The sequence below is a fragment of the Desemzia sp. FAM 23990 genome (genome assembly GCF_045528485.1).
In the GTDB taxonomy this organism is placed as follows: Bacteria; Bacillota; Bacilli; order Lactobacillales; family Carnobacteriaceae; genus Desemzia.
Genome location: NZ_JBGQQW010000006.1, coordinates 81775 through 100964 on the forward strand (window position 1 = coordinate 81775; position 19190 = coordinate 100964).

Annotated in this window: 17 protein-coding genes and 1 other RNA gene; 3 read left to right on the plus strand and 15 right to left on the minus strand. The window is 38.1% G+C overall.

The features are described 5' to 3' along the window. The first annotated feature begins 15 nt into the window (after nucleotides 1-15). The 3 genes from ACEN4I_RS03795 to ssrA all read left to right on the plus strand — a co-directional run bounded on the left by ACEN4I_RS03795 (nucleotide 16) and on the right by ssrA (nucleotide 1120). Nucleotides 16-375 carry a cation transporting ATPase C-terminal domain-containing protein gene (locus tag ACEN4I_RS03795; protein WP_407095930.1) on the plus strand — a complete coding sequence of 120 codons (360 nt, stop codon included), beginning with the start codon at nucleotides 16-18 and terminating at the stop codon, nucleotides 373-375. Beyond that, nucleotides 372-569 (plus strand): hypothetical protein, encoded by a 198-nt coding sequence (locus ACEN4I_RS03800; RefSeq protein WP_407095929.1) that lies wholly within the window; start codon nucleotides 372-374, stop codon nucleotides 567-569. The genes ACEN4I_RS03795 and ACEN4I_RS03800 overlap by 4 nt, the downstream gene beginning before the upstream one ends. A gap of 183 nt (nucleotides 570-752) precedes the next feature. After that, nucleotides 753-1120, plus strand: a transfer-messenger RNA (tmRNA) gene (gene ssrA / locus ACEN4I_RS03805). Nucleotides 1121-1460: 340 nt separating this feature from the next. On the opposite strand, the gene ACEN4I_RS03810 is transcribed toward ssrA, so the two are convergent. The 15 genes from ACEN4I_RS03810 to ACEN4I_RS03880 form a co-directional block, all read right to left on the minus strand. Beyond that, entirely contained in the window at nucleotides 1461-2243 is a 783-nt protein-coding gene (locus ACEN4I_RS03810) for a Cof-type HAD-IIB family hydrolase (RefSeq protein ID WP_407102185.1), read from the minus strand. 69 nt (nucleotides 2244-2312) lie between these two features. Continuing rightward, a complete protein-coding gene (locus tag ACEN4I_RS03815; RefSeq protein WP_407095919.1) occupies nucleotides 2313-2993 on the minus strand; it encodes a histidine phosphatase family protein in 681 nt (226 codons plus the stop codon). A gap of 268 nt (nucleotides 2994-3261) precedes the next feature. Next, complete coding sequence (locus ACEN4I_RS03820) at nucleotides 3262-5229, minus strand: fructose-1,6-bisphosphatase (protein ID WP_407102186.1); 1968 nt, start codon at nucleotides 5227-5229, stop codon at nucleotides 3262-3264. Nucleotides 5230-5347: 118 nt separating this feature from the next. Further along, nucleotides 5348-5491, minus strand: a complete 144-nt coding sequence (locus ACEN4I_RS03825) for a hypothetical protein (RefSeq protein WP_407102187.1) — start codon at nucleotides 5489-5491, stop codon at nucleotides 5348-5350. Nucleotides 5492-5651: 160 nt separating this feature from the next. Beyond that, nucleotides 5652-5819 (minus strand): hypothetical protein, encoded by a 168-nt coding sequence (locus ACEN4I_RS03830; RefSeq protein ID WP_407127524.1) that lies wholly within the window; start codon nucleotides 5817-5819, stop codon nucleotides 5652-5654. Nucleotides 5820-5997: 178 nt separating this feature from the next. Next, entirely contained in the window at nucleotides 5998-7263 is a 1266-nt protein-coding gene (locus ACEN4I_RS03835) for an extracellular solute-binding protein (RefSeq protein WP_407102190.1), read from the minus strand. A gap of 279 nt (nucleotides 7264-7542) precedes the next feature. Continuing rightward, the gene (gene smpB, locus ACEN4I_RS03840) at nucleotides 7543-8001 is read right to left on the minus strand and encodes an SsrA-binding protein SmpB (RefSeq protein WP_407095908.1); all 459 of its coding nucleotides are present in this window, start codon (nucleotides 7999-8001) and stop codon (nucleotides 7543-7545) included. A 19-nt stretch (nucleotides 8002-8020) separates the two neighbouring features. After that, on the minus strand, nucleotides 8021-10399 hold the full coding sequence (gene rnr / locus ACEN4I_RS03845; protein WP_407102191.1) for a ribonuclease R: 2379 nt from the start codon (nucleotides 10397-10399) through the stop codon (nucleotides 8021-8023). 3 nt (nucleotides 10400-10402) lie between these two features. Beyond that, nucleotides 10403-11146 carry an alpha/beta hydrolase gene (locus tag ACEN4I_RS03850; RefSeq protein ID WP_407102192.1) on the minus strand — a complete coding sequence of 248 codons (744 nt, stop codon included), beginning with the start codon at nucleotides 11144-11146 and terminating at the stop codon, nucleotides 10403-10405. A 157-nt stretch (nucleotides 11147-11303) separates the two neighbouring features. Continuing rightward, nucleotides 11304-11540 (minus strand): preprotein translocase subunit SecG, encoded by a 237-nt coding sequence (gene secG, locus ACEN4I_RS03855; protein ID WP_407095905.1) that lies wholly within the window; start codon nucleotides 11538-11540, stop codon nucleotides 11304-11306. Between the two features lie 117 nt (nucleotides 11541-11657). After that, nucleotides 11658-13328, minus strand: coding sequence for an alpha-amylase family glycosyl hydrolase (locus ACEN4I_RS03860; RefSeq protein WP_407102193.1), 1671 nt, complete (start codon nucleotides 13326-13328; stop codon nucleotides 11658-11660). Between the two features lie 912 nt (nucleotides 13329-14240). Beyond that, nucleotides 14241-15542, minus strand: coding sequence for a phosphopyruvate hydratase (eno, locus tag ACEN4I_RS03865; RefSeq protein ID WP_407095904.1), 1302 nt, complete (start codon nucleotides 15540-15542; stop codon nucleotides 14241-14243). 117 nt (nucleotides 15543-15659) lie between these two features. After that, nucleotides 15660-17192 carry a 2,3-bisphosphoglycerate-independent phosphoglycerate mutase gene (gene gpmI / locus ACEN4I_RS03870; RefSeq protein WP_407102196.1) on the minus strand — a complete coding sequence of 511 codons (1533 nt, stop codon included), beginning with the start codon at nucleotides 17190-17192 and terminating at the stop codon, nucleotides 15660-15662. Next, complete coding sequence (gene tpiA / locus ACEN4I_RS03875; protein WP_407102197.1) at nucleotides 17192-17947, minus strand: triose-phosphate isomerase; 756 nt, start codon at nucleotides 17945-17947, stop codon at nucleotides 17192-17194. The genes gpmI and tpiA overlap by 1 nt, the downstream gene beginning before the upstream one ends. 52 nt (nucleotides 17948-17999) lie before the next feature. Further along, nucleotides 18000-19187, minus strand: coding sequence for a phosphoglycerate kinase (locus tag ACEN4I_RS03880; RefSeq protein ID WP_407095901.1), 1188 nt, complete (start codon nucleotides 19185-19187; stop codon nucleotides 18000-18002). Between the last annotated feature and the right edge of the window lie 3 nt (nucleotides 19188-19190).

A 19190-nucleotide genomic window follows, 5' to 3' on the forward strand; every position in this document is an offset into this window, starting at 1 on the left:
ACAGAAAAAACTTTTTTGGCACAATTACACACTCAAATAGAAGGGCTCTCTATCCAATTGCTCGTTCAAAATCTGATTTATGACGTTGCACAATTAGCCATTCCTTGGGACAAAATGGATTCTGAAAATCTCATGGAACCAGCTACTTGGAAAACTGCTGATTTGCTGAAATTTACTTTCAGCATTGGACCAATCAGTTCCATTTTTGATATTTTGACTTTCTTGTTGATGTGGTTTGTTTTCCAAGTAAACTCTGTGCAAGATGCACCTTTATTCCATTCAGGATGGTTTGTTATCGGATTGATTACTCAGACAGTCGTTGTGCATATTATTCAAACGAAAAAATTCCATTTATTCAAAGCAGAGCTAGTATGAGTGTGATTCCTTCAACACTAGCTGTTATTGCAGCAGCTATCTGGATTCCTGGTAGCCCGCTAGGTACGTTTTTTGACTTTGTGGCTTTGCCAGTAATTTACTGGAAATGGATGATTTTAATTGTTACAGCTTATATCGTTACAACTCAAAACGTTAAAGACATTTATATCAAAATCAACAAGCAATGGTTATAATGGACTTGCATGACAGAAAAGAAAGTTTTATAGTCTGCTTAAAAGGCAGCTTAAGCTTTCTTTTTTTTATTTCCGGAGCGAACATACTTTCTTTTGATTAGTAGATGTGGTATGATAGTTGCAGAGTTAGATAGATGACTATTATAGTACTTTAGGTACTAAGTCTGTACTCCCTTTTATTTCGGGGGCGTTACGGATTCGACAGGCATAGGTCGAGCTTGGATCGCGTTTCGTAGGTTACGGCTACGTAAAAACGTTACAGTTAAATATAACTGCTAAAAACAATAATAACTCTTACGCTTTAGCTGCGTAATAACAGCTTAGTGTAGATCCTCTCGGTATCGCCCATGTACTCGAGTAAGGGTCCTATAATCAGTGGGATACACTAAATCTTTCCGTCTGCAAGATTTAGAAGAGATTATCAGACTAGCAAAGTACGATGCCTGTTGTGCGGCTAATACTAAGCGAACTTTTAAGTAGTATAACTATAAACGTAGACGTCTAGGTGTCGTTATGTTTGGACAGGGGTTCGACTCCCCTCGTCTCCATACAATAAAAAAGCAGCAAATACTGATTTGTCAGTATTTACTGCTTTTTTTGTTTTCTAAACAAAAGCTGTTGTGGTCAAGTGGTTCTCCCCTATTCTAAACGCTCCTTTAAAGGGTTATTTATGAACAGAGGACTAAATGTTTCAGCCATTTTGTGTATAAAAGCTGATGGAGTAAATTGCTATGATGATAAGCTTAGTTTGATCATCATCCAGAGACACTGAATGATGATCATTGCAGTTTGAATCACCATAAGGCAAAATAGTGGACTATCCCCCACCATGCAACAAATCCCATTCACAAAAGTGCGAATGGGATTTGCTTATCGAAATAAATACAACTGCTAAATTAAATTGTATTTTTTCAAACCTTCTATAATGCCGCCTTCTACATTGCTAAATGAGGTAACGTAATCAGCTACTTCTTTTACTTCATCCACTCCATTTTGCATGGCGATACCATAATCAGCATAGGCAATCATTTCTCTATCGTTTGGACCATCTCCAAAAGCATACGTTGGAACATTTTCAAGGCCTAGTAATTTTTCTAATTCTTTGATCCCAGTTGCTTTGGAATTGTTTTTAATAATAGTGTCTACGCTATACGGTGTATTGCGGTAAAAAGACAATTGAGGAAATTTAGAACGAAAATCCTCATCGTAACTAGGATCATCATTAATAATCAGCGCCATCAATACTTCTTCCTTCAAATGAAAAGCAGCATCCACTTCAGGTGGTTTCGTATGGATATTTTTATAAGCGGTGATCATTGTTTGAGTATCCTTCGTCGTGCGGATTTTATCATGTGTGTACATAGATAAAGGAAAGTCATACTTATCGGTAGCAGATTTCAATTCATTCATCAATTTTTTCGGAATAGCACTTCGGTATATTTCCTTTCCTTCATAAACAATATATTGGCCATTCAGTGTAATAAAAGAATCTATCGGGCTATTTTCCAATACATGTTCAATCTCAATCGGACTGCGGCCAGTCGCTACAAATGGAATAATATTTTTTCGCTTCATACTTTCTAATGCTTCACTGATTTCTTGATCCAACTCTGATTTAGCATTCAATAACGTTCCATCTAAATCAAAAAATACAAGTCCTTTAGGTGTAGTCAATGCTGTACCTCCATATTTGTTGTTCATCCAGTTGTACTCAACTGAATGTGTATAACTGATTTGCTCAGCTTATTCTTTCAAATCTTTAAAGTGTCTGACTTCATTGTATTTTTCCAAATGGTAAGCACCATTTTGATAAGAAGCAATAGAGACACTTGCGTTTAAAAGAGGTTGCGGATTTTCTAGCTCTGCTACTAAATTATTCAGTAAGTAGCGGATGGTATTTCCATGAGCCACTACCAATACTTTGTCTCCAGTATCACGATGTTTACTGATCAGTTTCATCAACCCTTCTTCAATTCTGGTCCAGAAGGTTAAAAAATCTTCTGCATCGTGATACGGATCAGCTTTTTTAGTCGCATTCATTCGTTCGGGAATGCTTGCCTGTGCAAACATTTCAGGAATGGAAGGATAATTCAGTTCTTGGTTGATCGTTTCCCAAGCGACGTCTACATTTTCACCTTCAAAGAAACCAAAAAAGACTTCTCTGAATTCCGGCATCATTTCAATTTTTAAATTTTCAGCCTGTTTATTTTCTTCTAAAATAATACTTGCTGTTTGAACCGTACGGCTTAAGTCACTTGTGTACACTGCATCAAATTCTACATCCGCTAATCCTCTAGCGCTACGATACACATCTTCCGTACCTTCTTCTGTCAATGGTGTGTTACTCCACCCTTGTATCTTTCGGTAATGATTAAAATACGTTTGTCCATGACGAACAAAATAAAATGTACAACCTTTACTCATTTTCATTTCCTCCAGTGCACTGATTTCAGAATCTTCTATTTTTATTGTAACAGAAAGCCGTTATAAATTAATGAAAAAGAGTTTTTTTATTCGTTAAATAAATACAATACATTAAAAACTCTCTTTGTTTTATTTTTGATTTTACCTCAATTGTCACATAAAGCTGGTTGGCTATTGTTTTGCCAGCTTCACAAACCAAAATAACTGTTTCCTACCAGTTAAGTAAGAAACAGTTATCTTGGTTACTGACTCCATAAATGGACATCATTTATTTTATGTTCTCTGGGATATCCCCGTTACGGTAAGCATCGAGCAACGCTTTCAGATCAGTTACTTGATCTTGCAGTTTTTTACCGATATCCGTTTCTTTCACTTTCTTTCGTTCCAATTCTTTATCTACCACTCGTCGGGTAGAAACAATGTCTATCTCATTCTCGATCGCTTCCTGAGGAGACGTGAAGGGTTGATGAGAAACCAGCATCATTCCAAACGAATTATACAGCAACGTATATCCAGCTAAACCTGTCGTTCCTTGATAAGCTTTTGAAAACCCACCATCAATGACCAACATTCTGCCATCTGCTTTGATCGGATCTTCTCCTCTTTTTTCTTTTACCGGTGTGTGCCCATTGATGATGCGACCTTTAGTCGGATCTAAGCCAAATTCAGCTAATATCTTTTCACAGGTCTCAACTTCATTGCGCATACGGTAATAAGCATTTTTCTTTTCTTCATGACAAGCCTTGTCTTTTACATAATAGCGTTCAAAAGTCGTCATTTGGTCTTTCCCAAATAAAGAAGAAACAGGTCCTGTCCACAAATACCAAACTAAATCTAAATACTTATGGTTGTTGCTTCTGTTTTGATACAAAAATCCTTTTCTTACGGCATCTTCAAACTTATCCAACAAAGAATGTCCATAGACATAGTTGCCTCTTATTTCCATTCCCATAAAGCTTCCATCTTCATTCAACGGAATACACCCATGGAACAATAAATTATCATTGTATGTCAGATACATACTTCCTTTATTGATCAAATAAGAAATGTGTTTTTGTAATTTCCCACTGTTTTTAAAACCTTCTGTTAATTTATCCACAATCCATTGTTCATCATCTGTTAATTTGAACGGGTCTGTCGGATCGATGGTGGGAAAGTTGGTGCTCAATAAAGGATATTCTTGTCCTCTAATGGTGATGGTGCCATTTTCGTAATCAATTTTGTTTAACAACAGACGGTGTTCCAAATGAAACTCTGGATGTCTTTCAATAATGGCTGCTTCTAATTTAAATTGAATAACCGCAATAGCTTGATGAATCTTTGTATTCTGAATAATCTCTTCTTTTAAGATATTGGTCTCAGGATTCACTTTAGGCGCAAAACAACTGTCAGCATCTCCAGTATACGTAGATTCCGCAAAGTTGGACAAATAGCGCAATGAGATTCCATAGCTGTCTTCTAAAATATCTAAGTTATTGTAGCGTGCAGAAATACGGATCACATTTGCCATACACACTTCTGAACCAGAAGCAGCTCCGATCCATAAAATATCGTGGTTTCCCCATTGAATGTCAACGGAATGATGGCGGATCAAAGCATCAATAATTTTATCCGGATAAGGACCTCTATCGTAAATATCTCCCACCACATGCAAGTGGTCAACAACTAAACGTTGGATCAAATAGGACAATGCTGTAATATACTCTTTCCCTCTGTCCAATGAGATGATACTATCGATGATCTCACTGTAATAATTATCTTTATTTGAAAAGGTCCCATCTTTAAAAAGCAATTCCTCTGTAATATAAGAGAATTCCTCTGGCAAGGATTTCCGTACTTTTGATTGAGTGTACTTGGAGCCAACAAATCGGCACAATTCAATTAGTCTAGAGATAGTGATGCGATACCACTCACGTGCTTCTTCTTCCGTTTCAAAAGTTTTCATGATATCTTCCGTTTTTTCTTCTGGATAATAGATTACTGTCGCTAACGTGTTCATTTCTTTTTGGGTCAATCGATCAGTAAAAATCTCTCCAATCTTTTCTTTGATATTTCCCGAACCATTTCGCAGGACATGTTGAAATGCATCATATTCCCCGTGGATATCACTAACATAGTGTTCTGTTGCTTTGGGTAAATTCATTATGGCTTCTAGATTGATGATTTCAGAAGTCGTTGATCCGATCGTCGGGTATTCTTTTGCCAACATCGTTAAATATTTATTTTTCATTTCCATTTCAACCGCCCCTTTCTTTTTCACCTATACCAATTAGTATAGCATTGTTCTGGTTACCTGTTGATAAAAAAACAAAAAAACTACGGCTGTAGTTTTTTCGTTTGCTCTTTGGATAGATTTATTCAGGTACTGCCAAAGCTTCAACAATAGAATCTTCAATCTTTTCTGGAGTCGTCAGAGATGCGAATCGTTCCATAATTTCTCCATCTCGCCCAATTAAAAACTTCGTGTAACTCCATTTTTTTCTTCCTTTTTGTTTCATTCACTAAATATTGATATAACGGATGAGCTTTCGCACCATTCACCAATACCCTTTCAAACAAAGGAAAGTAACCCCATATTGAGTAGAATAAAAAGCAGCAATCTCTTGTCCTTCTAACAGTTCTTGGTTCATGGATTGATAGGAAAAAAAACCTAGTACGTTAAAACTCTTGTTTGATAGTTTGATACAGTTCTTGCAACCCTTCCAGCTGTGGAGCCAGTCCACATTCACTAGCCCTATTCACAATCAACAACGCTTTTCCTTTGTATTCAAACAGGGAAACTGTTTCTTGATCGATTGTCTTTACATTAAATTGATACATACACATTTTCTTTTTCCTACTTTATCACATAACCGTTAAAAAAGCACAATATTGTCCTTGGCACTTGAAAGTAAAGCCAGCACACTAAAAATCTAAAACCGCTAACACCTGCTTGGAAAGTACCCAACAGATGCTAGTGGTCTGTTTAACCTATCATTTAAATCTTCATTTTATTCTAAATGGCTCACTCGTATTTCTGCTCAATCAGTTGTTGAATCACTTCAACGGTATCATTAGCAGATTCTTCAGCTGATTTATTTCCAGATACAGTATCAAAAATCATATTTTTAGCATTGTCCCATACTTCTGCAGTTTGTGGAATATTTGGCATCGGATTAGCATTTTCGTATTGTTCAACAACAGCAGCTTCTACTTCTGTTCCTTCATCAAGCAAAACTTGTCTAGTTTCTATATTTGCTGGAATTTGTTGAACCATTTCATAGAACGCTAGTTGGTTGTCATGTGTTGTGATGTATTCCAACCATGCCTGTGACAATTCTATATCTTCCGAGTAGTTACTGATGACCCATCCCCTGCCTCCAGCAAAAGGTTGATAGTTCTCCCCATTGGGTAAAGTAGGGATCGTCGTTACTCCGAAGTTTACTCCGCCTTCTTCATAATTAGCAGCTCCCCAAGGCCCATTAATGACCGCAGCTGTTTTTCCATCGATAAATGAAGTATCTATAAAGTCTCCCACTGTTCCCTCATCCTGCATTCCTTGTGGCCATTGTGCATACCATTCAGTAAGGTACTCCAATGCTTCAACAGACCCTTCATTGTTCAAGCCAACGTCTGTCGGATCTGTGCCTTCATCGCCAAATATATAACCCCCGTAGCCTGCAAACAATCCATATGAATAATAGAAATCAAGCCAATTGGCTAAGAAGCCGGTATTTTTTCCCTCTTCTATATCAAAATTGTATTCTTCATTTTGCATCAGTGCTTCTAAATCTTCAAATGTAGTAGGCTCTGTTTCTACCAAATCTTTGTTGTAATAAAGGACTAATGTTTCCAATAAGTATGGTATGCCATAAATCTGGTCATCCACAGTGACTTGTTGAATATCCGTATCATTAAAACGCCCGTCATCTGGTACTGTTACAGTAGCCAAGTGCCCTTGTTGAGCCAATTGGCCGATTCGATCATAAGGAATCATCATCACATCTGGTCCAATTCCAGCCGGACCATCTAAAGGCAAGGCTTCTGCCTGCTCTAATTGCTCACGGAAAACAAATTCTACTGTCACATCATGTTCTTCTTCAAAATCGCCTTTTATGGACTCAAAATAATCTGAATAAATTTCCTCTATCGATACCGTCAAAACCTTTTCTCCTGAGTCTCCTGCATTTTCCTGACCAGATTCACCAGAATCATTGTTTCCACAACCAGCTGCCCCTAAAGCTCCTGCTAAAAACAACCCAGCCAGAGCTCTTTTTACTCTTATCTCCATCACCCAATCAGCCCTTTCTTTTTTGTGTCTCCATGATAAGCGTACATAAAAATGATAGCGATTACAAAAAATAAGCATAAAAAAACAGCTCACCTGTCAAACGTTTCATCTCATATCCTACTATTTTTCCTCTAAATAAGTGGTCGAAATAAGCTATTATGTAAGATAGTCTAAACCGTTATATCTCACGAAATATACAACATTGTGTCAGTGGATAAATTAAAAAATCTGAAAGCCGGGATATTTCCCCTAACTCTCAGATTTTTCATGCTGCTATTTCTAACGAGCTTTCATAGCTCTGTCTATTTCTCGTTTTTGATCTTTTCGCTTCAGGTCTTCACGTTTATCGTATTTTTTCTTCCCTTTAGCGAGACCGATCAATACTTTGGCATACCCATCCTTGATGTACACTTTTAACGGAATCAATGTATAACCACTAGATTTGGTTTCACCAATCAAACGAGCGATTTGTTTTTTGTGCATCAACAATTTGCGCGTACGAACCGGATCATGATTGAATACATTTCCTTGTTCGTATGGACTAATGTGCACATTTTGAAGATAAATCTCGCCATTTCGAATAGTAGCATACCCATCTTTTAAGTTGATGCGGGCGGCTCGTATCGATTTAATCTCTGTCCCTTTCAGAACAATTCCAGCCTCAATGGTATCTACAATGGCATAATCATGTCTTGCTTTTCTATTTTGGGCAAGAACTTTTCCGCTGCCTTTTGGCATAATCCTTTGCCTCCTTCACTCATTTTTTACCTTTTTTCTTTCCTTTCTTTTTCGCAACATCTTTATAGAAAGGTTGATTCTTTTTCGTTTTGTCTCTTGAAGATTTTTTCCCTTTTTCAGTCGCTATTTTTTTGCCTCTTCTATGCTGTTCTTTAGAAGGGCGTTTCGTATCACGCTTTTTGTGTTTTCCTTTTTGAGTTTGACTCGGATCTGCTTTTACTTCCAGTTCAGGATCTGAGATCAATTCAAAATCGATTTCGCGTAATTCAGGATCTGCTTTGGTCACTTTGATTTTAACTTTTTGACCAATACGGTAAACAACCCCTGTACGCTCTCCGATCAGCATCAATTGTTCTGGGATAAAGTTAAAATAGTCATCACGCATAGTTGAAATGTGGACCAAGCCCTCGATCGTATTAGGAAGTTCTACAAACAGACCAAATTTAACCACTGATCCAATGACACCTTCGTAAATTTCTCCAACTTTATCTGCCATAAATTCCGCTTTTTTCATCGAGTCGGTTTCACGTTCAGCATCTACAGCTCGTCGTTCCATTTTCGAACTTTGCTCAGCGATTTCCGTCAGCATACCTTCCCATTTTTTCTTTTCAGCTGTTCCGGTACCATTTTCTTCATAGGCACGAATCAGACGGTGTAAAATCAAATCAGGGTAACGTCGAATAGGCGATGTAAAGTGAGAATAATATTCAGCCGCTAAACCATAATGTCCTAAAGGCTCCACATCATACTTAGCTTGTTTCATACTCCGTAACATCATAGTCGAAATAACGGCTTCTTCAGGCTTGTCTTTTACTTCTTTTAGCACGTTTTGCAACGCTATTGGTGTGACGTTTGAACTTGAACCCCTCATACTGATTCCGAATGCTGTTACAAACTCCATGAATATTTGCATGCGATCACTGTCTGGTTGTTCATGTACACGATAAATTAGCGGAAGATCCATTTTAGAATAATGTGCAGAAACGGTCTCATTTGCAGCCAGCATGAATGATTCGATCAATCGCTCGCCCACACCGCGTTCACGAACCACAACATCTAATGGATGCCCCGATTCATCGACTACAATTTGTGCTTCGGAAGAATCAAAATCAATAGCTCCTCTATGCACACGTCGATTTTCAAGAATGTGATGTAATTCGTCCATCAATTCAAACATATCCAATAAATCAGCATTTTTTTCGCGTACTTCAGGATCTTTATCCATCAAAATAGCGTTCACGTCTGAATACGTCATTCGGCGGTAAGAACGGATCACACTTTGGAAAATCTCGTGACTGACGATTTCCCCATGAGAATCAATTTCCATTTCACAGCTCATAGTCAATCTATCCACATTTGGATGCAATGAACAGATTCCATTTGATAAACGTTGCGGCAACATAGGGATAACACGATCCGTTAAGTAAACACTTGTTGCACGTTCAAAAGCATCCCCATCTAATGGTGAATCTTCTGTTACATAGTAGGAAACATCCGCAATATGGACTCCTAAATGATAATTTCCATTTTCTAAGCGACGTACCGTTACAGCGTCATCCAAGTCCTTGGCATCAGCGCCGTCAATGGTGATGACGACTTCATTCCGTAAATCTTTCCTGCCTTCAATGTCTTTATCAGAGATCTTATCCGGTACTGCATCCGCTTGTTTCAGTGCAGCTGGAGAAAACTCTGTTGGAATCCCATTGTCGTAAACAATCGATAAAATATCCACACCAGGATCATTTTTATGCCCAATGACTTTTTTAACTAGTCCCTGCATGCTTTGAGTGTATTCATGATCCGGATAGTGGGTAATTTCTACAATGACGACTGACCCATCTACTGGTTTTACCCCTTCCGCTTTGATAAATACTCGATAACTGTTGAGCTTTTTATCTCTAGGATCAACGTAACCATATAATCCAGTTTCTTCAATACCTTCATCACTATAAGCCCAGAATTCGCCTACTAACTGAGTCAAGTTGCGCTCTAAAATAGCCGTGATTTTCCCTTCAGGCCCTTTGTCATTCCAAGGTTCTGCAGGATTAACGATATCGACACTGACTTTATCTCCATCTAAGGCAAAATTGGTTCGATTAGGCGGAATATAGATATCCACTTCTTCATCTTCGATCGATACAAACCCAAATCCTCTATCACTCGCTCTAAAAACTCCTGACAATACCGGATCTTGTTTAGGTAATTTCAATTTCCCGCTGCGAGTAAGAAAAAGCTGCCCTTCTCGTTCCATTTCAGCCACTGTAGTGACCAATTCTTTAAAATCTTTCGCACTGCCTTTATTTAAACCTTCACTTAAATCTTTGATTTCAAACGACACCGCTTTGTGCTCATTCATATAAACTAAAATTGCTTGTTTTAAGACTTCTTTACTTGTCATTGATTATCCCCCGTTCCACTGCAATGCAGTTAGGAAGTTAAGTACGTCTTGTTCTAATTCCTTACGTTCTGGCCCTACTGTTACTGCATGCGGACTATTTTCGTACCAGTGAAAATCAACATCAGCATTAGTAAATGCATCTCTCAATTCATACGCAATGTTGCTATCGATCAATTCGTCTTTTCCCGCTTGACCGATAAAGATATTTTTCTCCACATTTCCGTAATGAGAAGCCATTTCATCTACCATATCACGAATACCCGCCAATTGTTTGTCCAGCTTATCTTCTAATTCAGGAAGTCGTTCTTGGATGGCTTCTGTTGATTCCCCTTTTTTTTGCTTTAAAATCTTCATTAAGTTCAAAAACTCTTTTCTAACGTTCGAGGTTTCATTATGGATAGCAGGTGAACTAAATGTACCACTAGCCAGTAAATCTTCCTCCAGCATCAATTTAGTGGCTATAATGCCGCCTAACGACAAACCGAATGCCACAACTTCTTGATGTCCTTCATCTCTTAAAAATTGCAAGGCTTTTTTAGCATCCTTTACCCACTCTTGGGGTGAATGATCTAATACCGTTTCTAGATCATCCGTCCCATGACCACTGAATGTGGGACTGTAAACCGTATAATGTTCTTTCTCTAAAGCGCGCCCTAACATACGAACGTCATTTGGCGTACTGCTGTATGCATGAAACAACAGTACAGCCTTTTCTCCACCTTTAAAATAAAACGATCTATCTCTCATGTAATGTCTCCTGCTTTCTTTCTGATACTTTTATTTTACTTGAAATTGCACCATATTCCTATCAATACACTAAAAAGGTTTGCTGCGATTGATTGGTGATGTTGATAGTACGAATATAAAAAAAGCTGCCTTAACATATAGGCAGCTTTTTAAGTATTTAATTTGCGGATAAGTATGCTAAAGCAAGAGCTAACACGATAAACAACGTTCCTAGAACTATTGTGATCCGTTTTAACACAGCTTCAAATCCACGTGATTTTTGTTTTCCAAATAATTGTTCTGCTCCTCCACTTAAGGCACTGGAAGCACTGTTTGTTTTGCTTGGCTGCATGGCAACAATAATAATCAGTAACACAGATACGATTAATTCAGCAATTAAAAGTGTATTGTACAACTTCATTGCCCTCCCGTCTAGCTTTTCTTCTATCATTCACTTTAACATAACTCGTTCAAAATTACTAGCAGAGTTTCGAGTTTTTTATAGCTGTACGACCACACTTCTGTCATCCGTTTATTTCATAAAAACGACTACTCCATATGGGCCGAGCTCTAACTTCCTGTCATCTACTCGATTGCCTTTATTCGCCAAAATGACTTCCGCTGCTGCACATTCACTGCTCATCTTTAGTGTTTCTTCCTTATCCGAAAAATTACAATACACCCATCCTTTTTTCTCTCTGAATGACCTTTCATAAATAAACAACGTTTCTGGCGAATCATACAACCTGTAATTCCCATGTGTAAACAATTCTTTTTTCTTTAAAGCAATCAATTTTCGATAAAATTGGAGAATACTTTGTTCGTCTTCCTCTTGTTGCAAGACATTATAATGCTTTTCTCGATTGTACAGGGTCCAAGGAGTGTTTCTTTCAGTAAACCCTATTTTTTCACTGTCTTCCCACTGCATGATCCCTCTAGAAGTAGCGCGAGAAGTCAGACTCAAATGCAGCATGATTTTGTCATGACTCCAACCAAGCTTTTCCGCTTCTTTATAAAATTCACTAGCCTTTTCATCGTCCATTTCTTTCGCATCGTCATAAATAAAATTCCTCATCCCTATTTCTTCTCCATAATAGATAATCGGAATCCCTTTTTGTAAATACAATAAGGCTGCTGTCATCATTTGGCTGTTGTTTCTATAAACTGTAGTGTTCCCATACTTGTGTTGATGCCGAGGTTCATCATGGTTGTTCCAAAATAAAATCGGCCCTCCCTTTTCAGAAACCGCTTCTTGAAATTCTTTTTGATTCTGTTTGAACGCTCTTAAATCTAACGGTGCCCATTGCATCTCTTTATTTAATCTGTCGTCCAATTGATCCGTTTTTTCTGGAAAATGCTTCAGCGTAATAATTTTATCTACTCTATCCTTATCCGGATCGGTATATTGCCGTGTAATTTCAGCGTCTGCACTAGTCGCTTCCCCCATTAAAAGAATTTCTTTTTCGTGCTGCTTTACAGCAGAGTTGATTTCATGGAGGTAGCTATCCAGTTTTTTTCCATATTCTACCATTTCTGTACCCGGTCCCTTTTCATCTGGGTGATCGGGGAAATTTTTATCCACAGATAAATAAATAAACGCGTCTAATCGAAAACCATCAATGCCCTGTTCAATCCAATAGTCTAAGACTCCCAACATTTCTTTACGCAACTGTGGATTATCCCAATTTAAATCAGCCATACTTTGCATAAATAAATGCAGATAAAACTGCTCGCCATTGTCTTCTTTTGTCCAAACCGTTTCGCCTAATTCTGCTGTCCAATTCGAAGGATACTCTTTCCCTTCAGGTGTATCCGCCCAAATATAATAGTCACGATAAGGGTTGTCTTTCCCTTTTAAAGCTTCTTTAAACCAGGGATGTTCTGTGGATGTATGATGCAAAGGAAAATCGTATATTAGCTTTAACCCCCGTTTATGAGTTTCATCAATCAATTGCTTTCCTTGTTCTTCCGTCCCAAATAAGGGATCAACTTGCTTGAAGTCTATGACATCATAACCATTGTCCTCTTGATTAGACATAACCATAGGTGTAATCCATAATGTATTGACTCCGAGGGATTGAATGTAATCTAATCGCTTGATAATCCCTGTAATGTCACCAAATCCATCTTCATTGGTGTCTTGGAAACTTCTTGGATAAACTTGATAAATTATCGCTTCTTCCCACCATTTTTCATTTGTCATTTTACCACCTTCTCTTATTCTGAATATTTACTTACTTTTATTCTAACAAGCTTTTCTTTAAAGGTCATTTATTCTCCCTTACACTACTTATTTATCATCTACAAAAAATTCCATCATTATCGCAGAAAGGTATCCTCCCCAGTGACAGGAGCAAAGTTTGCTTCTCTATTTTTCTTGGCATTACTGCTGGTAGATTTGTTTGTAGTTTAATATCGGAAGTACTTTCATGCCGCCAATTTTGGGTTATCTGTTTAATATTTTAACAGTTCAACTCTTGCCGCTGTATTTATTGTTCTCTACATTATCAATGATGTTTTCATTTGCAAGAGTGAATCAGATCGTACAAGAAACCAGACAGGAAATGAACGTTTTTACAAAATAGTTTGTCATGAATTACAATAATTGCAAAACCCAAAAGAACGCAGAGCCAAATCGGTCTGCGTTCTTTTGGGTTCTACAAGATTTGACGTTGATAAGTAAAAACTAAATTTTCGTTTAATTCAAAACCTTTTAGAAACGCATGCTAGAAATTTCTGGAGGACTATGGGGTTGCTTATAGCCATGAAAGAAGATGCAATGAGTTCTACGCTGCGCTTCGCATACCATGCTTGTAAGTTGCTGAAGCAACAACAATCATGGCAAATTACTTAGCGTTAGGCTTTAGCCGTTACGCTTAGTTTGATGCTTGCAAGCCTGGAGACGCGGGTTTCGGCTCAAGGCGGTTCCCATGGATTTCCATAAGCAACCCCGTAGGCCGGAAGAAATTTCTTTACCAACGCCAGAAGATGGAGAACCTTCTTTTGCTCCTCTCTTAAGAACAAAAAAAGCCATCTCACTCTACCAATTGTAGAATGAGATGACTATAAAATTTTCTCAACAGTCTAACTAACTTAAACAGAAAACACGGTTAAATTATTTGTTTTTTAGGTTGTAGAAAGCTTGTAAACCTTGGTATTCAGCTAATTCGCCTAATTGGTCTTCAATACGTAACAATTGGTTGTATTTAGCGATACGGTCAGTACGGCTTAATGAACCAGTTTTGATTTGACCAGCGTTTGTAGCTACTGAGATATCAGCAATTGTTGAATCTTCAGTTTCACCAGAACGGTGAGAGATTACAGCAGTGTAACCAGCTTTTTTAGCCATTTCAATTGCATCAAATGTTTCAGTTAAAGAACCGATTTGGTTAACTTTGATTAGAATTGAGTTACCGATATCTTGTGAAATACCTTTAGCTAAGATTTCAGTGTTTGTAACGAATAGGTCATCACCAACTAATTGAACTTTATCGCCTAAGCGTTCAGTCAATAGTTTCCAACCTTCCCAGTCGTTTTCATCCATACCGTCTTCAATAGAAATGATTGGGTATTTATTTACTAATTCTTCCAAGTAGTCAACTTGTTCAGCAGCAGTACGTTTAGCACCGTTTTCGCCTTCAAATTTAGCGTAGTTGTAAACACCGTCTTCGTAGAATTCAGAAGAAGCACAGTCAAATCCAAGGTAAACGTCTTTACCTGGTTCTAGACCTACTTTTTTGATAGCTTCAAGGATAGTTTCTACTCCGTCTTCAGTTCCTTCGAAACGAGGTGCGAATCCACCTTCATCTCCAACTGAAGTTTCTAAACCACGTCCGCTTAAGATTGATTTCAATGCGTGGAAGATTTCTGCTCCCCAACGTAAAGCTTCTTTGAAAGTTGGAGCTCCAACTGGTAAGATCATGAACTCTTGGAATGCGATTGGAGCATCAGAGTGAGATCCACCATTAATGATGTTCATCATTGGTGTTGGCAATACTTTAGTATTGAATCCACCTAAATATTGGTATAAAGGAACATCTAGGTAGTCAGCAGCTGCACGAGCAACAGCAATAGAAACACCTAAAATAGCGTTAGCTCCTAATTTAGCTTTGTTTGGAGTTCCGTCTAAGTCGATCATAGCTTTATCGATAGCCATTTGATCACGAACATCGAAACCGATGATTGCTTCTGAGATAATGTTGTTTACGTTATCTACAGCTTTTTGAACACCTTTACCTAAATAACGGTCTTTGTCTCCATCACGTAATTCATGTGCTTCGTGTTCTCCTGTTGAAGCTCCTGAAGGTACCATTCCGCGACCAAAAGCACCGCTTTCTGTGTAAACTTCAACTTCAATTGTAGGGTTACCGCGTGAGTCTAAAACTTCTCTTGCTAAAATATCTGTAATAAATGGCATTTTTTTTCTCTCCTTTGAGTTATCAAATAGAACCATGAACAACTTTCTCGTTCAAGTTCAGTTTAGTTAATTTTAATGTGGTTTGCAACTAGTATCCCACGATTACGCAGGTTTTCTTTAATCTTTAACGATTAAAGATTCTCCAGTCATTTCTGCTGGTTTTTCAATATTCAGTAAATCTAACATAGTAGGAGCAACATCTGCAAGACGGCCGTCCTTGCGTAATTCTGCACCCTTTTTAGTGACGATTACTGGTACTGGCACTGTTGTATGTGCTGTATGTGGTTCCCCAGTTGGTGTGATCATTGTATCTGCATTTCCGTGATCAGCGAAAATAACAGCATAACCGCCTTTTTCAATAATAGCGTCAACGACACGTCCCAAATTCTCATCAACTGCTTCAATAGCCTTGATAGTTGGTTCTAACATTCCAGAATGACCAACCATGTCTGGATTAGCAAAGTTCAAGATGATTGCATCTTGTTTATCTGCTTCAATATCTGCAACCAATGCATCGGTTACTTCATATGCACTCATTTCAGGTTTTAAATCGTACGTTTCTACTTTAGGAGAAGGAATCAAGATTCGGCTTTCTCCTTCAAATTCCTCATTACGTCCACCATTCATAAAGAAAGTAACGTGAGGATATTTTTCAGTTTCGGCAATACGCAATTGTTGTAATCCATGACTAGATAATACTTCTCCCAAAACATTTTTCAATGCGATTGGCGGGAAGGCAACTTCAGCTTTGATGCTGGCATTGTAAAGAGTCATCGTTACTAAAAGAACGTTGCACGGACGATTTCCACGATCAAAATGATCCCATTCTTCGTCTGTTACCGCATTTGACAATTGGATCGCACGGTCTGGACGGAAGTTAAAGAATAGAATTGCATCGTTATCTTCAACTGTTGCTACAGGTTTTCCATTTTTTTGGATAACTGTAGGCATTACAAATTCATCCATTTTACCTAATTCATAGCTGTTTTTCACTGCATCTACAGCAGAATCAGCAAAGTTTCCTTTGCCATGGAAAATAGCGTTGTAGGCTTTTTCTACACGTTCCCAACGTTTGTCACGGTCCATTGCATAAAAGCGTCCAGAAACAGTAGCGATTTCTCCGATACCAATCTCTTTCATTGCTTTTTCCAATTGTTCCACATAGCCTAAACCAGAGTCAGGAGCTACATCGCGACCATCTAAGAAAGCATGTACGTACACATTTGGAACGCCTTTTTCTTTAGCGGTTTTCAACAAAGCGATCAAATGATTGATGTGACTGTGAACTCCACCATCTGATAATAAACCAAATAAATGAAGACTTGAGTTCATTTCAATCGCTTGATTCATTGTACTGTTCAATACTGGATTCGTTTGAAAATCGCCATCTTCTATAGCTTTATCGATACGCGTCAAACTTTGATACACAATACGTCCAGCTCCAATGTTGGTATGACCAACTTCAGAGTTTCCCATTTGTCCTTCTGGTAATCCAACATCCAAACCAGATGCTTTTAAAGTGGCATGAGGATAAGTTTCCATATAGCGATCAAAGTTTGGTTTATTTGCTTGAGCTACTGCATTACCCATAGTCTCTGTACGACAACCGAAACCATCTAGAATAATGATAGCTACTGGTGATTTACTCATTATTTATTAGCCTCCAATAACGCTAAGAAAGAATCTATTTCTAAACTTGCTCCACCGACTAATGCTCCATCAACATCAGGTTGGTCCATTAATTCTGCAATGTTTGCAGGCTTAACACTACCACCATATTGAATACGTACAGCGTCAGCTGCTTCACGAGAAAATTCTTTTGCTACTGTTTCACGAATAACAGAAATAGTGGCATTTGCTTGTTCAGATGTAGCTGTTTTACCAGTTCCGATTGCCCAGATTGGTTCATAAGCAATCACGATTTCACTTACTTGACCTTCAGTTAAGCCTTTTAGTCCAGCTTTTACTTGGTTAGCAACTAAATCGTTTGTTTCTCCTGCTTCATATTGCTCAAGAGTTTCTCCACAACAGAAGATAGGTGTCATACCATTTTTGAAAATAGCGTGTGCTTTTTTGTTGATATCTTCATCTGTTTCGTGGAAGTACTCACGACGTTCAGAGTGTCCGATAATAACGTAGCTAACACCGATATCACTTAAAGCTTTAGGGCTCACTTCACCAGTGAATGCTCCTTCTTCTTCAAAGTAGCAGTTTTGAGCAGCAATCTTCAAATCAGTTCCTTCTGCAGCTTTTACTAAATCGTGTAAGAATAATGTAGGAGCTCCTACTACTGAATCTACTACATCAGCAGAAGGAATTTTTCCTTTTACTTCTTCAACAAATTCACGTGCTTCTGCAGCAGTTTTGTTCATTTTCCAGTTTCCTGCAATAATTGGTTTACGCATTCTAAAACCTTCTTTCATAAATTTTGGATCTCAATCAGCTTAAAGACGAATCTTATTTATCCGAAATAGCTGCCAATCCTGGCAATTCTTTTCCTTCTAAATACTCTAATGAAGCTCCGCCACCAGTTGAAATGTGTGTAAATTCATCTGCGTAGCCTAATTGTTGAGCTGCTGCGGCAGAATCTCCACCACCGATGATTGTAATAGCATCTTCTAATTCAGCTAATGCTTTACATACACCAATCGTCCCATTAGCAAAGTTCGACATTTCGAATACTCCCATTGGTCCATTCCATACAACCGTTTGAGCGCCTTCTAATGCTTCTTTGAATAGTTCAATTGTTTTAGGTCCAATGTCTAATCCCATTTGTCCTTCAGGAACTGGTCCTTCATGAACTTCAGTTGCTACATCATTGCTGAATTCTGCAGCTGTAACATTGTCGATAGGCAATACTAACTTATCGCCAGCTTTTGCAAGTAATTCTTTGGCCAATTCAATTTTGTCTTCTTCGACTAATGATTTACCAATTTCAATTCCTTGTGCTGCGTAGAAAGTATAAGCCATACCTCCACCAATCAAGACTTTATCCGCTTTATCTAATAAGTTTTCGATAACACCGATTTTATCGCTTACTTTCGCTCCACCTAAGATAGCTACGAATGGACGTTTTGGTGCGTCTACAGCGCCACCGATAAATTTGATTTCGTTGTCCATCAAATAACCAGCTGCTGTTTCTAAGTGAGTTGCGATTCCTACGTTAGAAGCATGAGCGCGGTGAGCTGTTCCGAATGCATCGTTTACGAATACATCGCCTAAGCTTGCCCAATATTTTCCAAGTTCAGGATCGTTTTTGCTTTCTTTTTTACCGTCTAAATCTTCAAAACGAGTGTTTTCAAACATCAAAACTTCGCCTGATTTTAGTGCAGCAATGGCATCTTCTAATTCTTTTCCACGTGTTTCAGGAACGAATTTCACTTCTTTCCCAAGAAGTTCACTCAATCGTTCTGCAACAGGTTTTAAAGTTTTGTCTGCTTTGTCTTCTTCAGTTTTGATTTTTCCTAAATGAGAGAAAAGAACCAATTTTCCGCCTTGTTCCAAAATGTAGTTGATTGTTGGAAGAGCAGCTTGGATACGGTTGTCATTCGTGATTTTACCATCTTTCATAGGAACGTTAAAATCAGCACGTTCTAAAACGACTTTATCTTTTAAATCTAAATCTGTAACAGCTTTTTTTGCCATGTT

Coding starts and splice junctions, on each gene's coding strand:
- ACEN4I_RS03800 (WP_407095929.1), top strand. CDS start 372: ATGAGTGTGATTCCTTCAACACTAGCTGTTATTGCAGCAGCTATCTGG.
- ACEN4I_RS03815 (WP_407095919.1), bottom strand. CDS start 2,993: ATGAGTAAAGGTTGTACATTTTATTTTGTTCGTCATGGACAAACGTAT.
- ACEN4I_RS03820 (WP_407102186.1), bottom strand. CDS start 5,229: ATGGAAATGAAAAATAAATATTTAACGATGTTGGCAAAAGAATACCCG.
- ACEN4I_RS03825 (WP_407102187.1), bottom strand. CDS start 5,491: ATGAAACAAAAAGGAAGAAAAAAATGGAGTTACACGAAGTTTTTAATT.
- ACEN4I_RS03830 (WP_407127524.1), bottom strand. CDS start 5,819: ATGTGTATGTATCAATTTAATGTAAAGACAATCGATCAAGAAACAGTT.
- ACEN4I_RS03835 (WP_407102190.1), bottom strand. CDS start 7,263: ATGGAGATAAGAGTAAAAAGAGCTCTGGCTGGGTTGTTTTTAGCAGGA.
- smpB (WP_407095908.1), bottom strand. CDS start 8,001: ATGCCAAAAGGCAGCGGAAAAGTTCTTGCCCAAAATAGAAAAGCAAGA.
- rnr (WP_407102191.1), bottom strand. CDS start 10,399: ATGACAAGTAAAGAAGTCTTAAAACAAGCAATTTTAGTTTATATGAAT.
- ACEN4I_RS03850 (WP_407102192.1), bottom strand. CDS start 11,146: ATGAGAGATAGATCGTTTTATTTTAAAGGTGGAGAAAAGGCTGTACTG.
- ACEN4I_RS03860 (WP_407102193.1), bottom strand. CDS start 13,328: ATGACAAATGAAAAATGGTGGGAAGAAGCGATAATTTATCAAGTTTAT.
- eno (WP_407095904.1), bottom strand. CDS start 15,542: ATGCCATTTATTACAGATATTTTAGCAAGAGAAGTTTTAGACTCACGC.
- gpmI (WP_407102196.1), bottom strand. CDS start 17,192: ATGAGTAAATCACCAGTAGCTATCATTATTCTAGATGGTTTCGGTTGT.
- tpiA (WP_407102197.1), bottom strand. CDS start 17,947: ATGCGTAAACCAATTATTGCAGGAAACTGGAAAATGAACAAAACTGCT.
- ACEN4I_RS03880 (WP_407095901.1), bottom strand. CDS start 19,187: ATGGCAAAAAAAGCTGTTACAGATTTAGATTTAAAAGATAAAGTCGTT.